Source organism: Pseudomonas sp. NMI760_13 (genome assembly GCF_021283245.1).
Lineage (GTDB): Bacteria > Pseudomonadota > Gammaproteobacteria > Pseudomonadales > Pseudomonadaceae > Aquipseudomonas > Aquipseudomonas peradeniyensis.
Genome location: NZ_JAJSRC010000001.1, coordinates 14,858 through 28,341, shown reverse-complemented (window position 1 = coordinate 28,341; position 13,484 = coordinate 14,858). Strand labels below are relative to the sequence as shown.

10 protein-coding genes and 1 pseudogene are annotated in these 13,484 nt (G+C 60.6%); 4 read left to right on the top strand and 7 right to left on the bottom strand.

Going from position 1 to position 13,484, the window contains the following annotated elements:
- Positions 1-3: 3 nt before the first annotated feature.
- On the top strand, positions 4-1,599 hold the full coding sequence (locus tag LU671_RS00125; RefSeq protein ID WP_232854620.1) for an alpha/beta hydrolase: 1,596 nt from the start codon (positions 4-6) through the stop codon (positions 1,597-1,599).
- A 356-nt stretch (positions 1,600-1,955) separates the two neighbouring features.
- Here the strand turns inward: LU671_RS00125 and LU671_RS00120 are convergent.
- Together LU671_RS00120 and LU671_RS00115 are read right to left on the bottom strand one after the other, a co-directional pair.
- Positions 1,956-2,153: pseudogene (locus LU671_RS00120) on the bottom strand (helix-turn-helix domain-containing protein); the annotation flags it as partial.
- A gap of 108 nt (positions 2,154-2,261) precedes the next feature.
- Positions 2,262-3,962, bottom strand: coding sequence for a SulP family inorganic anion transporter (locus LU671_RS00115; RefSeq protein ID WP_232854619.1), 1,701 nt, complete (start codon positions 3,960-3,962; stop codon positions 2,262-2,264).
- 372 nt (positions 3,963-4,334) lie between these two features.
- Between LU671_RS00115 and LU671_RS00110 the strand changes: the two genes are divergently transcribed.
- Positions 4,335-5,879: a Fic family protein gene (locus tag LU671_RS00110; RefSeq protein WP_232854618.1), complete on the top strand. Its 1,545-nt coding sequence runs from the start codon at positions 4,335-4,337 to the stop codon at positions 5,877-5,879.
- A 388-nt stretch (positions 5,880-6,267) separates the two neighbouring features.
- Here the strand turns inward: LU671_RS00110 and LU671_RS00105 are convergent, their stop codons facing one another.
- The gene (locus LU671_RS00105) at positions 6,268-6,909 is read right to left on the bottom strand and encodes a substrate-binding domain-containing protein (RefSeq protein ID WP_003158902.1); all 642 of its coding nucleotides are present in this window, start codon (positions 6,907-6,909) and stop codon (positions 6,268-6,270) included.
- Positions 6,910-7,030: 121 nt separating this feature from the next.
- Here LU671_RS00105 and LU671_RS00100 point away from each other — a divergent pair, with 121 nt between their 5' ends.
- A complete protein-coding gene (locus LU671_RS00100) occupies positions 7,031-7,336 on the top strand; it encodes a helix-turn-helix domain-containing protein (protein WP_003158903.1) in 306 nt (101 codons plus the stop codon).
- Between the two features lie 98 nt (positions 7,337-7,434).
- Here the strand turns inward: LU671_RS00100 and LU671_RS00095 are convergent, their stop codons facing one another.
- From LU671_RS00095 to LU671_RS00080, 4 genes are all read right to left on the bottom strand, one after another.
- Entirely contained in the window at positions 7,435-9,945 is a 2,511-nt protein-coding gene (locus tag LU671_RS00095; protein WP_003160813.1) for a S8 family peptidase, read from the bottom strand.
- Positions 9,923-10,954, bottom strand: a complete 1,032-nt coding sequence (locus LU671_RS00090) for an AAA family ATPase (protein WP_003158906.1) — start codon at positions 10,952-10,954, stop codon at positions 9,923-9,925. Before LU671_RS00090 ends, LU671_RS00095 begins: the two co-directional genes overlap by 23 nt.
- Complete coding sequence (locus LU671_RS00085) at positions 10,947-11,264, bottom strand: helix-turn-helix domain-containing protein (RefSeq protein ID WP_023464296.1); 318 nt, start codon at positions 11,262-11,264, stop codon at positions 10,947-10,949. Before LU671_RS00085 ends, LU671_RS00090 begins: the two co-directional genes overlap by 8 nt.
- Before the next feature lie 134 nt (positions 11,265-11,398).
- A complete protein-coding gene (locus LU671_RS00080) occupies positions 11,399-12,289 on the bottom strand; it encodes a LysR family transcriptional regulator (RefSeq protein ID WP_003158908.1) in 891 nt (296 codons plus the stop codon).
- Positions 12,290-12,568: 279 nt separating this feature from the next.
- Between LU671_RS00080 and LU671_RS00075 the strand changes: the two genes are divergently transcribed.
- Positions 12,569-13,477 (top strand): WYL domain-containing protein, encoded by a 909-nt coding sequence (locus LU671_RS00075; protein WP_003158909.1) that lies wholly within the window; start codon positions 12,569-12,571, stop codon positions 13,475-13,477.
- Positions 13,478-13,484 lie beyond the last annotated feature (7 nt).

Sequence of the window (13,484 nt, the reverse complement as noted above, 5' to 3'; positions counted from 1 at the left end):
GGCATGCAGCGATTCAAGCGCTTGAGTGGTGCATGGCTGCTGGCTGCACTGTGCTCGAATGCGGCCCTGGCGGCCGCGCACGCCGATCTTGAGGTTGGAAAATCGGTCGCCGGCCAGGTCAGCGCAGCGCATCCGCCAGTCTGGCAGTTGGCTCTCAAGGCCGGGGATCTGGTGCGTGGTCGGGTCGATGGTGATGTCAGCCTGCGCCTGCTGGATACCGAGGGGCGGCCGTTGCGCCTGCTGATCGACGGCCTGGATCAACCCCGCGAGTTCCTGTTCGTCGCGCCGCAGGATGGCCGCTACGGAGTGCGCGCCGAACCCTTGGCGATCCGACCGGCAGAACGCTTCAGCGTGAGCTTGGAGCAGGTGCAGCCGGCCAGCGAGCAACGTCGAACTGCTGCGCCCCTGCTCAGCCCGACAATGCGTGCTCTGCAGCAGCAACTGGCGTCTGGTGGAGGCACCGATGCGTTCTGGAAAGCACGTGCGGGCGAAGGGACGCCGCTGGTCGAAGTAATTCCAGGGCAGCCGGACAAGCGGCTGGTCACTTTCCTCTGGCGTGGCGCACGGGACAATGTGCGGATGTTCGGTGCGCCTTCTGGCAACCACGAGCCCTTGTCTCGGATGGGTGCGAGCGATGTCTGGTTTCACAGCTTCGAGGTGCCAGCGGCCACCCGCCTGAGTTACCAGATGGCCCCGGATGTGCCGGTATCCGACGACCGTCGGGTGATCCTCGCCAGCACCCGGCGCGACCCGCTCAACCCGAACACCTTCGCCGACGCCAGCGGCGATGCCTGGTTATCGCGCTCACGCCTGGAGCTTGCGGATGCGGCGCCCCAGCCCTGGGTCGCCGAGCGCGCCGGGGTGGCCCGTGGCAGCCTGGAGCGCAAGCGCCTGGCCAGCGAGGTGCTGGGCAACGAGCGCGATATCTACCTCTACCGCCCGGCGGGCTGGCGCCCGGGCAAGGCTGACCAGGCCTTGCTGGTGCTGTTCGATGCCCATGCCTACACCCGCCAGGTGCCGACCCCGACGATACTCGACAACCTGATGGCCGACGGCCTGATCCCGCCCACCGTGGCGCTGATCATCGCCAACCCCAGCAGTGAAAGCCGCGAGCGGGAGTTGCCGCCCAACCCACTGTTCGCCCGGTTCATGGCCGAAGAGCTGATGCCCTGGGCCAGCCGCCAGGGACTGGCGGCGCCGGCTTCGCGCACCGTGGTCGCCGGGTCCAGTTACGGCGGCCTGGCGTCGGCCTACATGGGCCTCAGGCACCCGGAATTGTTCGGTAATGTGCTGAGTATGTCCGGCTCCTACTGGTGGCCGATGGCCGGTGAAGAGCCTGGCTGGTTGACCCGCGAGTACGTCAAGGCGCCGCGTCAGCCGTTGCGGTTCTACCTGCAGGCGGGGCTGTTCGAGGGACCGAGGATCCTCGATACCAACCGCCATCTGCGCGATGTGTTGAAAGCCAAGGGGTACCGGGTGGAACAGGTGGAGTTACCTGCCGGCCATGACTATCTGCAATGGCGCGGGAGCCTGCCCTGTGGGTTGATCAGCTTGCTTGGGCAGGGGACACAGGCTGTGGCGCGGGCTTGTGTGCCGTAAGCGTTCGGCGATAGATCGTCCGCGCCTATGAGATCGAGCGCCGCCCGCGCGGCGCATCGCGACGCAAGGCCGCTCCTACATTTGTTGCAACGTGCCTAACCTGTCAGGCCATGGTTGCCCGCCTTGGTGCATGTCTTGAGACAGGTGAAGCGCCAGTAGTGCTCACGCTGAAACCGCGTCGTACCCACAAGGCGGACCCGGCAATGGCACAGGATTGACTGGCCCGAAACAGATGTAGGAGCGGCCTTGTGCCGCGATGCGCCGCGCGGGCGGCGCTCGGTCTTATAGGCGCTGCAAGCGCTATCGTCTGGCACCTGTTCGCCTACATGAGGTCAAAAGTTCCTACCCAGGGGTCATTGTTCCCATTTGCGCAGGGTGGCCACCTGCACGTCGATCATCTTGGCAAAGCGTACCAAGGATAGCCCGGTCGCCTTGCGGATCTTCCTGAACTGAAGGGCGTCGATTTCAAACTGGCGGGAGGGGAGGCGTTTGCCATGGATGATCTCATCCATCTGTTCAACGCTTTCCATAAGCTCTTCGAAGTGGTGGCTCATATGGCTACCGTGCTCCTTTTCTGAGATTGATGGTGATCCTCGAAGTGTACTGATCATTACGAGCGCGGTTATGTCATTCCCTTCAGTTAGTGATGTAGTCCCTCTCCCTCAATCCGCCTCTCCCTCCCGCCGAGCCCTGTTGCGCCACACCCGATACGCCCGAATCCCCGCCCGTACCGAGCCGAACAGCAACTTCTCTTCCATTTCCCGCGCCATCCCGGAACGCACCAGCATGCGCAGGAAGGTGCCGCGGGCGCGGGCGATGGCGAAGTGGATGCCCTGGGCGGCGAGGGTGTCGCGCACTTCGCGCAGGGCCGCCACGCCACTGACGTCGATGCTGGTCACGGCCTCCGCGTCGAACAGCACCACCTGTGGTTTTTCCACGCCCTGCACGGCTTCGAGCAGGCGCATCTTGAAGTAGTCGGCATTGAAGAACAGGATCGCATCGTCGAAGCGATACACCACCAGGCCCGGGACGGTGCGGGCGTCCTTGTGCTGGCGCACGTCCACCTGGCCCTCGATGCCCGGCACCCAGCCCAGCACGGCGTCGGTGGGCTGGTAGATGCTGTAGAGCAGGCGCAGGATGGCCAGGGTCACGGCGAACACGATGCCCGGCAACACGCCCAGGCCGAGCACGCCGACCGTGGTCAGCAGGCACAGCCAGAACTCGAAACGGCTTAGCTTGCGGATGGTCTTGAGCGACTTTACGTCGATCAGTCCCCAGCCGGCCATCAGCAGCACCGCGCCCAGCGCGGCCTGGGGAATCCAGGCCATGGGCGCGGTGAAGAACAGCAGGATCAGGGCGATCACCAGGGCGGCGATGATGCCCACCAACTGGCTCTTGCCGCCGACCATGTCGTTGACCGCGGTGCGCGAATCGGCGCCGCTGATGGCGAAGCCCTGGGATATGCCGGCGGCCAGGTTGCTCACGCCCAGGGCGAGGAACTCGTGGTTGGCGTTGATCGCGTAGCCGTGGCGGGCGGCAAAGCTGCGGGCAGTGAGCATGGCGCTGCAGAAACTGATGGTGGCGATACCCAGGGCGTCGCGCAGCAGGCTCTTGGTTTCCGCCAGGCTGCTCTGCGGCCAGGCCAGTTCCGGGATGCCCGCCGGCACCGGGCCGAGGATCGCTACCCCATAACGGTCAAGGCCGAACAGCCCGGCCAGGGCGGTGAACACCACCACGGTCACCAGTGCCGCCGGCAGTCGCGGGTAGCGTCGCGGCAGCCAGACCAGCAGGCCCAACCCGGCCAGGCCGATGGCCAGGGTCAACCAGTGGATCTCGCCCAGGCGCTGGAGGAAGTTGATCAGGCTGAGGATGAACCCATCGCCTTCGATCTTGAAACCCACCACCTTCGACAACTGCCCGGCGAGCAGGCTCAGGCCGATGCCGTTGAGGTAGCCGATGAGGATCGGCCGCGAGAAGAAGCTGGCGATGAAACCGGCCCGCGCCACCCCGGCGGCGATCAGCATCACGCCCACCAGCACGGTGACGATCACCGACAGTTCGGCGATGCGGTGCGCATCGCCCATGGCCAACGGCGCCACGGCCCCGCCGATCATGGCGCAGGTGGCGGCGTCCGGGCCGACCATCAATTGCCGTGAACTGCCGATCAGGGCATAGACCATCATCGGCAGCACGCAGGCGTACAAGCCGTACTGCGGAGGCAGGCCGACGATCTGCGCATAGGCGATGGCGATGGGAATCTGGATCGCGGCCACCGACAGGCCGGCCTGCAGGTCAGCGTGGAACCATTCGCGGCGGTAGTGCAACAGGTTGGCCAGGCCCGGTAGCCAGCGGGAGAGAAACATGCGCAGTCCTTTGGAATTGTTTCAGCAAGCTTAGCGGTTATGCACCGCGAATCACTGGGCATTCAAGCCAATCGGCGCGGAACTGGTCATGGGCCAGATCAAGAAAGGGACGCTGGAAACGAAAAAGGAGGCGAGGCTCCTTTTGACAGCGACGACGGTGCTGGAACGTCGTGCGGGGAGTGCGAGTTGGAGTGGGTAGAGGGAATTGAACATGAAATGGCATATTCATTAGCGTTTTTGAGGGAATGCTTGGGGTAAGTAGCGAATTTGTATGTTCCGTAGTATTTTTGCGTCTCACGGCTCATGGTGTTGTTTTAGGGTAATGTTCCGCTAAAAGTAGCGTTTTTGGGCTTTCGGTAGAGGATTCATTCCATGCAGGTCGGTTTCAAGGCGCTAGCCATTCGGTACGGGGTTGATCCGGCACAACCTCTACGCGTCGACTCGACCATCGGCACAGTGCGGGCAAGCCGCGACACCGGTAGTCAGGTAGAAAACAAGTATCCGCCCAACTATCGGCCTGACGACGATTTTGCAGGCCACTTCGAATTCGGGCTCAAATACGAGGCGATTCACCTTGAATTCTTCGCCCGCCTGTTTGCAGTCACAGGGCCCGAGCCAGTCGAAGCTTGGTGCCGACGTTCCCCTTATGGCCAGTACGCTCGGCGCACCGGTTTTCTATACGAGTGGCTGACGGGGCAGCATCTGGACGTGCCTGATGTGACCAATGGCGCCTATACCGATGCCGTGTCGCCGGCCCGCTACCTGACCCGAACGACGCCGCTTCGATCTCGCCGCTGGCGGGTCAACAACAATCTGCCAGGTACGCCTGAGTTTTGCCCACTGATCCGGCGAACCGACGCCGTGCAGCAAGCCTTGCAGTTTGACCTGACAGCCGCGTTGGAAGAGCTCGATCAGACCTTCGGCCCCGACATCCTGATGCGGACGGCGAGTTGGTTGACGTTGAAAGAGTCGCGCGCGAGCTTTCTGATTGAAAAAGAGGAAGGCCAAGCCGACCGCATCCAGCGCTTTGCACATGTCATCGCGCAACACTGCGGCCATATTGAAGACCCCTTGAGTGACCGAAGTCTGCATCTCTTGCAGGCAGGTATCCTGGGGCGCGATGCGTTTGGCCTCGGGTTGCGGCACTCTCCCGTTTTTGTAGGGCAATCCACGATGCGCGAGAACATCGTGCACTACGTCGCCCCCCATTTTGACGATCTGGCCCCGATGCTTGCTGGCCTCAAGGAATTCGAGATGGCCACCCGGGGAGCCGAGTCGCTTGCCCGCGCCGCAGCATTGGCGTTCGGTTTCGTCTACATCCATCCGATGAGAGACGGGAATGGGCGAATCCACCGTTTCCTGATCAACGACACGCTGGTTCGGGACCAGGCGGTTCCAAATGGCGTGATATTGCCTGTTTCAGCAACCATTACCAGCTCGGCCGAGTTCCGTGCCAGCTATGATGCGACACTGGAGGTATTCTCTCGCCCCTTCATGCGCCGCTATGCGGCATCCTATCGCTTTGGCAGGCTTGTGACCTACGAAGACGGTACACCGAGCAACTTCGAGTTCGACGACTACGAAGATGCGCGCTTCGCCTGGCGTTATCCGGATCTGACCGCACATGTTCTCTATACGGCGCGCGTCGTCGAGCACACGATTCGAACAGGGATGGCGGACGAAGCCAGGATCCTTGTCATCTTCCAGCTCGCCCAGGAGCGGCTCAAAGACGTCGTGGAGATGCCAGACCAGGATGCAAATCGCATCATTCGCGCGGTCAAGGAGAATGACTGGAGTGTTTCCGGCAAGCTCAGGAAGCACTATCCGCAGCTCGAGGATGAGCGCCTGGCAGCGCGAATCGTGGAGGCCGTTCGGTCGGCGTTTGAAGGCCGAGATAGGCAAGACGATGATGAGTGACCTTGGCAATTTCAGCGTTGCGTTGAATTTCTAGCCCGCAACTGCGGACACGCGCTGTTTTGGCCCCAGCCTTCACACTTAACGCTGTGGCCGCAGGCTGGCGGGGTTATGTCCAGGTTGAGGGGGAGGCCAGATCAATGCTTTGGCGCAGAAACGAAAAAAGGAGCCGAGGCTCCTTTTGACAGCGACGACGTTATTGGAACGTCGTGCGGGGAATGCGAGTTGGAGCGGGTAGAGGGAATCACCCAAGGCAGCCAACCCATTGATTAATAAAGATTTTTTCTGGTTATTAAAACCAGAAGTGGCCTCTGAATGTACCACATCACCCCTCTTGGCGAAAGGCATAAATCCACCGCCTTCTGCTGGCAGCTACCGACAGCCACTGCGATCAGGAAGGGAGCGCTTTTGCGATCTGCAGTGCCCTGCGCTCGAACCGTTCGGAAACAGGGTTCGCTTGCCCCTGGGGCCTATGCAGGTGCGCCACGATTTCGTAGGGGCCGTCGTCCAGTGGTCGCATGCTGACTCCCCATCCAGGGGCGTGCTTGATACGCGATTGTGCGGATACCCCGACACCGTAGCCGGCAGAAACCCATAGCGCCATCATCTCGAAGGAAGTCACGTACTGAAGGTTCTGCGGGTCAGCAGGCAGACGCGCGAGCAGCCGACGATCCAGCGAAGAACAGGTCTCAGCCTCCCAGCGAAAGATCGGATAGTTCTGGAGGTCGGCGATGGTGAGCGATGCCTGCTCAAGCAAGGGAAGCCTCAGCGGTATCGCAACGGCCATGTGCTCAATCCACAAGGGCTGGGTTTCCAGGGCCGGATCGCTCGCTCCTTGAAGCGACATTCCCACGTCGTAGCGGCCTTCACGAAGCCCATCAAGCAGCTCGTCACCTGCCACTTCAAAGAACGTGATGCTGACCTCGGGTTCTTCCGCTCGTTGCAGCGCGAGCAGCGCCGAGAGCTGAGATGACGATACGCCTGGCGCAATCGCAAGCCTGAGGTGGGCGGGTTGGCTGGTGATGTTGTCCACGGAGAACCTACAGAAGCGACGAAGCAGGTCAAGGGCAAACCAGCATCATAGTAAAGAGAGAAGTTTAACGTCTATATGTTTAACGTGGTTAATTTAAGAGGATTGTTTGACGCTTCTGTTGATGCAGAAGCTTACTATTCAGCCAGGTCGTCCACCTGGCACACCCACATATGAATCCGAACCAGCATTAGCTTTCGGGCGGGCCGTGCGTGCCGCTCGCGTCGCGCAGGGGGTCGCTCAAGACGATTTTGCGTATCAGGCGGGAATATCGCGTTCGCACATGGGCAAGATCGAACGCGGGGAGCATGTGCCGACGCTGCCTTTGATACTGAAAATCGCTGCCGCACTCGGGATAAGCGCCAGCGAATTGATGGCCGCGACTGAAAAGAACCTCAGCGCGGGCAGTGAGCCGCAAGATTCGGCATAGCGGTCGTAAGTGTCTTTTCGGATATTGGCAGCGCAAGCTGTCGCAGCCAACGGCGCCGGGCGGGTGCTTAGCCCGACAGCGGAACACTGGAATGCCTCTTACGTATCGACAACCACAACATTAGCCACAGGGATTTTCTGGGAAATAGCAGCGTAAAGATCAACGTCCGTCTGCTGGGTCTGAATGGATACCACCAAGCTATATCGCGCCGGCAGGCCATAACGTTCCAGCGCAGGCCGTGTCCGCCACCACCCAGCCGAAGGATACACAGCAATGAAGCCACGGCTGGCCAAGTCAGCCGCCGTACCTTTCCAGACATCCTGATGCAGCGAACCACGATGCCGCTGCCGTTCGCCCAACAGCCAATTGGGATCTGAGGGGTTCACAGGGTCACCCTCATCCTCGCGCTGCGCTGCCGCATTCACCCGTGCGACAAAATGCTCGGTGGATGCATCCAGCGGACGCTGCACATCGAATCGCAGGCGATGCGAAGGGTAGTGATACTTCGAGGCCACACCACGTGCCGAAGGATTGGGTTCGATGAAGTAGGAGAGCGTGACACGCATCTCGACGGGCGTGTCCTGCAATGCCTCCAACTCATCCTTCGGCCAAGGCAAGGAATGCAAATTCATGTCGCGCGTCACGACCTTGCCTGAAACCTTCGCGTAAGGCTGTACCACGTCCTCAACCAGCAAGGTCAGCGAGTCTCCCGCGCTCCATAGTGCCCGGTTCAAATCCGGGACTCCCCAGCCGCAATGGCGAATCAAGTGAACGTAATCGTCCTTGTTCGGCACCACGGGCAGGAACATCCCGCGCATGGCCTCGCTCCATTGCGCAGAATGCACCAGCAACGCACGCACGGTTTCCGGCCGGAGGTGCGGATAGGCCGCCATGATCTGAGCCACCATTCCCGCACACAATGCCGACGCGGCACTGGTGGCGTTGCTGGTGGTGAACAGGCGATCCAGCGGCTGGTTGTGGGTCGTCAGCAAGTTCAGGCTGGCCATACCGACCGCACCCAGTTCATCCTTGGCCGTATTGCCTCCTTCCAGCACAACCTCGGGCTTCAACGGCCATGCCCGATCCCACGTTCTGGTTGTCGTCGTGAAGGGGCTGAGGCCGCCGGCTTCGGCGACGGGGCTCAAGGAAGGATGACCTTCCGTGTCGATCTTGTCAGTACAAGCACCCACCGTGATTGCGTTCCATGCCTGGCCGGGGTCATGCACGAGATTGGTGGAAAGGCTATCGGGATATCCAGCCCACGCATTGGGGTCGCGCGTGTTGCCGGCGGACAGCACGAACAGGCGCGGACTTTCACCAGCCCCATCGGTATCCGCAGCAAGGCCATCGACAGCAGCAGACCACGAGGAAGGACGGCCACGGTCACGGTAGTCCGAAGCCGTCACCGCCGAAGCAAACACGCGCGACCGATTCGGCGCAGAGATTTCAGGCCGCGCGACGCCTTCCGTGAAAAGATAAGCGTGGTGGCGCGCATCACCTTCATTCGCACCTTCCGCCGGTATCAGCTTCACCGACTCCAGTCGATGAGGGACATTGATTGAATCAGCAGAGGCCAGAGCATCCGTGAGATCGCCATAGGCAGCCAAGCCCGCCAGGCCGGTGCCATGATCAGCCTCATCATCCACGCCCCAGGCCGGCTCCACGGTATGCAAATCGCTCGCATCCATCAAAGGCGCCAAGAGCGGATGCGCACGAGTCACTCCGGAATCCAACAGGCAGACGCGGGGAGCCGTATCGTCCGACGGCTGCAACCGGGCACGACGCAGCAAGTCGTCCGCCCACGCCTGCTGCTCGCGTACGCCCATGCCATCGAAGAACTCAGCAGTCTCCTTGGCATAGCGAAGTTCAGCCACACAGTTCAGCGTCATCACCGACCGCGAGAACTGCTGCTGCGATCCATACATCAACAGCACCGTGCGTTCGGGGAAATTGACCTGCTTGTCACTGACGACACATTCCGCCAATCGAGCAAGTTTCTTGAAGTCCTCTACAACGATTTGCCGCTGTCCCGCCCCTCGAACCGGAAGCCAGACCTCCCACCAGAAGGCGGTCGCGAGATCGTCAGGCAGCAATTCGGGGGCGTCAGTCCACAGAGCCCTGATTTCTGCTGCCCGGATGGATTCGATGGCATCGATCAGCTTGCGGTGATCTCGCGCCTTGCCGTTACGATCCTTTTTCTCTTCGAGGTAGTCGGAAATGTATTTCTCGAAATGCGCCAGCTTTCCATCAGGGACAAAGACATTGGCGAAGGTCCGGTTGCCCTCGTGACGAACACTGAGAAGCTCAATCCTCTTGCGAGCATCCGCCAAGCTCTCGAACGCCAGCTCAACATCCGGTTGACTGGAAAACTGGATTTGCAAGCCAAGGCCACTTTCCAGTTGCAGTTCCCCTTGAACTCGCACCGCCTCTGCCACAGCAGGCTTCAAGATCTCGATTTGTGCTCGGAGGGACGCACTCTGTTGCGGCCGAGGCAAGGCCGGTACGTTTTGCGTTGGGCCACCGCCCGGAGAATGTGCGGTAAACCCGACGGTCTTTGATGTATTTCGAAGAATGAAGTGTGGGCGTTTAGCTTGTGGCTGATCCGGCATGGTTCGGTACGGCCTTCTTGTGATTCATTCTGAAGCTTAATTTGCGGCGCTCATCGAGAGCGCGTGTCAGCATATCCACCTTCACACACGCCTCGTCGTGCATCACCGCTTCCTTGATGGACTCATCCACTGCACGTTTAATCTCTGCGTAGCTCAAACCCTCCGCTCTGCTTGTAAGCGCCTTGAGTGGAAAAGGTTTGGGCGCGAACTTCCCAAGCCGCGACTGGATCAGCCTGGCGGCTTGCGGCGCACCTGGAAACCGATACTCGATCACATCATCAAACCGGCGGAAAAGTGCGTAGTCAAGGATCTCCACATGGTTCGTCGCTGCGACGATCAGGCTATGGGATTGATCGCTTTCAATCATTTGCAGAAAGCTGTTCAGTACCCGCCGAATCTCACCCACGTCATTGGCCAGCCCTCTTTGCGAGCCGATGGCATCGAACTCATCAAAGAAGTAAACACCCCGCACATCATTGATGGCATCGAATATTTGACGCAGCTTGGCGGCGGTCTCTCCCATGAACTTGGTAATCAGGGCATCCAGCCGAACAGAAAACAGCGGGATACCCAGTTCACCGGCCAGCACAGAGGCCGTCATCGTTTTGCCGGTGCCAGGCGGGCCGACCAGCAACAATTTACGTCTCGGCGACAGGCCATGCTCGCGGATACGCGAATGGTGCTTCTGTTCCTTCATGATGCGGCCAAGCTGTTCGGCCATCTCCGCATCGAGCACCATGTCCGACAGTCGATTCTTTGGGTAGGACACCGTCAGCAAGTTCGCCAGTTCACCGCGTGGACGGGCCAATGGCACCAGTTTGCCCTCGGTGCCATGCGATGAGACACGGGCTTTCGCCGCGTCGATCATGTCGCGCAGTTCTTCGGCAAGCTTGCCATGCCCCACCTTGGCTTCACGAGCCGCGACCTGCATGGCGACGGAATAGAAGTGCTGGTCATCCCGCTCGATATGGGATTTCACCAACGCCTTGAGTTGTTCGGCATTAGCCATAGTGGCCTCCCACCTGCGCTGTCATGTTGGCCGATGCTCCCAGTGATGCCAGCGCAGACTGCATTAACTGATCGGCGACGTGCTCGTCTATCGCACCCAGTTCGCTTTGGTCGGCAGCCAGAACGAACAGCAGGCCGACAGGCACATGCAATGCCTCGGCAATTCTTGTAACCGTCGAAAGTGTCGGGTCGCGCTTATTGTTCTCAAGCATCGACAAGTACGACACGGAGCAATTGGCTCGGTTCGCAATGGTGCTTTGAGAGACGCCCCGTTGCGTTCGGCACAGTCGAATGGCTTGTCCAACATTCATGGCGCTTGCTTTCTCACGGGTTGCGACGAGCGTAAGTACCCTGGAATTTTACCACCAGTGAACATTATTGACGAGACTTCTCCTCCGGATACCGCACTGGCAGGCTTCAGGCAGCCAGTCCTGGCCGCTGCGGATCAATCGTCCGAGTGCGCGCGCAGGCGCGCGATGAATCGTTCCACCGACACCGGCGAGTCCTCGCCGGCGGGCCGTAGCAAGTAGGTCGTGATGACTGCGGAATCCATGGCCAGAGGGCGGATCACCACGTCGGGGCGCAGGCTCGCCGCGATCCTGGTTTCGGTGATGAAGCCTACCCCGTAGCCGGCACCGACCAGGGTGAGCATCATGTCCAATGACGACACGTGCTCGGCGACGTCGGGTGGACGCTCCAAAGGCCGCAGCAGCCGCGCCAGTTCACGATGGTAGCCTTCGCATGCCTGCGGGTCACATAAGACCAGTGGGTAGATCGCAAGCTGATGCAGCGGAACAGCCTTGTGTGAAAGTAAAGGATGCCGGGCGGGCACGGCTACCACCAGCGGATCGTGCCAGAGTGGCTCGGTAACGATGTCGTCGCCGACTTCCGCCGTGTGCGCAAACCCGATCGAGAAGTCACCTGAGCGCAAACCACGCAACTGATCGGCCAACGGCACTTCGGACAGGCGAATCTCGATCTCCGGCTCTTCCTCGCGGCAGCGGGCCAGGAGGGCCGACAGCCTGGGATCGATTGCACCGTCGGATACGGCAATGCGAAGGCTTCCGCTCAGGCCCGCAGCGACCGCCTGTACGTTCTCCTGAGCCTGTTTGAGGACGGCGAACACTCTGCGCACATCTTGCAGGAACGTTGCTCCCGCCTCGGTCAGTACCGTGCCTCGGCGGTTGCGCTCGAAGAGCACCACACCCAGATCATCCTCAAGCTCTTTGATGGCGCGGGACAAGGGTGGCTGTTCGATATGCAGGCGCTCTGCGGCCCGTGTGAAGTGCAGCTCTTCTGCGAGAGCCACAAAGCAGCGAAGGTGTCGCAGTTCCATGGGTCGTGCTCCTGTTCCGTATCAGCGATCTATTCGCACCAGCTCTCGTCCGCAGTGACCTGCTGGATGCACGTCCAGTCCACGTCACTCCTGGCGCGCTGCGCTGGACTGAAGCGCCTGCCAGTCCACGCCGGATCACTCATTTGCGCCTCAAAAATGGTTATCATAATACAGCTAACTAGTGAATCAACTTAGATTTATAGACGTCTTTCCACACAGACCATATACTTTCTGCAGAAATTTACACGAGCATTCGCTAACCCGAACGAGCCAGTCAGGATGCCCCACCAACAGCTTGCCGATCTCACCCAGCCACAGCGTGACCGCCTCGCGTTCGTGGAATTGCGTCTGCGCTTCATTGGGGAGATGCGCCGCCAGGACTTGGTCGCGCGTTTTGGTATCCAGTCCGCTGCCGCGTCCAGGGATCTGGCGCTGTACAAGGACTTGGCTCCGGGCAATATCGACTACGACGGCAAAGGCAAGTTCTACGTCCTGGGTTCGAGCTTCCAGCCGATCTTCGATTTCCCACCCGAGCGGGTGTTGTCGTGGCTGACCCAGGGGTTTGGCGACGGTGAACCGATGCACATCAAGGCGTGGGTGGCCAGCGAGAGCCCGTCCCGGCTCACTCACCCTGACCTGGCAATCTTGGCGAGCGTCACTCGGGCCATTCATTACGAGTGCCCGCTCGGCATCGAGTACCACTCCATCTCAAGCGGTCGCACGGAGCGCGAGATCGTTCCGTTTGCGCTGATCGACAACGGTCTGCGCTGGCACGTTCGCGCGTTCGACCGCAAATCCCAGGATTTCCGGGATTTCGTCATCACCCGGATCAGACGCCCTGTCGTGCTCAAGGGCCAGCCAGTGGCGGCTCACGAGATGAGCGATCAGGACATTCAGTGGACACGGATCGTCGAGCTGGAACTGGTTCCCCATCCGGACCAGCCCCGGCCAGAGATCACCGAAATGGACTACGGCATGCAGGGCGGCGTGCTGCGGATGAAGCTGCGTGCAGCCACGGCCGGGTACATCCTGCGCAAATGGAGTGTCGATTGTTCCCCCGACCATAGCCTGCGCGGCCCCGAGTACCGGCTTTGGTTGAAAGACCACCTTGCCATCTACGGTGTGCGCAATGCTGTGCTGGCGCCGGGATATGCATCGCCAAGTACAGAGGCGTCGATAGACGACTGAACGGGAA

What these genes read in the sequence shown, in the direction of transcription:
- LU671_RS00085 (WP_023464296.1), bottom strand. Translation starts at nt 11,264, where the DNA reads ATGAATGTTGGACAAGCCATTCGACTGTGCCGAACGCAACGGGGCGTC.
- LU671_RS00090 (WP_003158906.1), bottom strand. Translation starts at nt 10,954, where the DNA reads ATGGCTAATGCCGAACAACTCAAGGCGTTGGTGAAATCCCATATCGAG.
- LU671_RS00100 (WP_003158903.1), top strand. Translation starts at nt 7,031, where the DNA reads ATGCAGAAGCTTACTATTCAGCCAGGTCGTCCACCTGGCACACCCACA.
- LU671_RS00095 (WP_003160813.1), bottom strand. Translation starts at nt 9,945, where the DNA reads ATGCCGGATCAGCCACAAGCTAAACGCCCACACTTCATTCTTCGAAAT.
- LU671_RS00125 (WP_232854620.1), top strand. Translation starts at nt 4, where the DNA reads ATGCAGCGATTCAAGCGCTTGAGTGGTGCATGGCTGCTGGCTGCACTG.
- LU671_RS00075 (WP_003158909.1), top strand. Translation starts at nt 12,569, where the DNA reads ATGCCCCACCAACAGCTTGCCGATCTCACCCAGCCACAGCGTGACCGC.
- LU671_RS00110 (WP_232854618.1), top strand. Translation starts at nt 4,335, where the DNA reads ATGCAGGTCGGTTTCAAGGCGCTAGCCATTCGGTACGGGGTTGATCCG.
- LU671_RS00080 (WP_003158908.1), bottom strand. Translation starts at nt 12,289, where the DNA reads ATGGAACTGCGACACCTTCGCTGCTTTGTGGCTCTCGCAGAAGAGCTG.
- LU671_RS00115 (WP_232854619.1), bottom strand. Translation starts at nt 3,962, where the DNA reads ATGTTTCTCTCCCGCTGGCTACCGGGCCTGGCCAACCTGTTGCACTAC.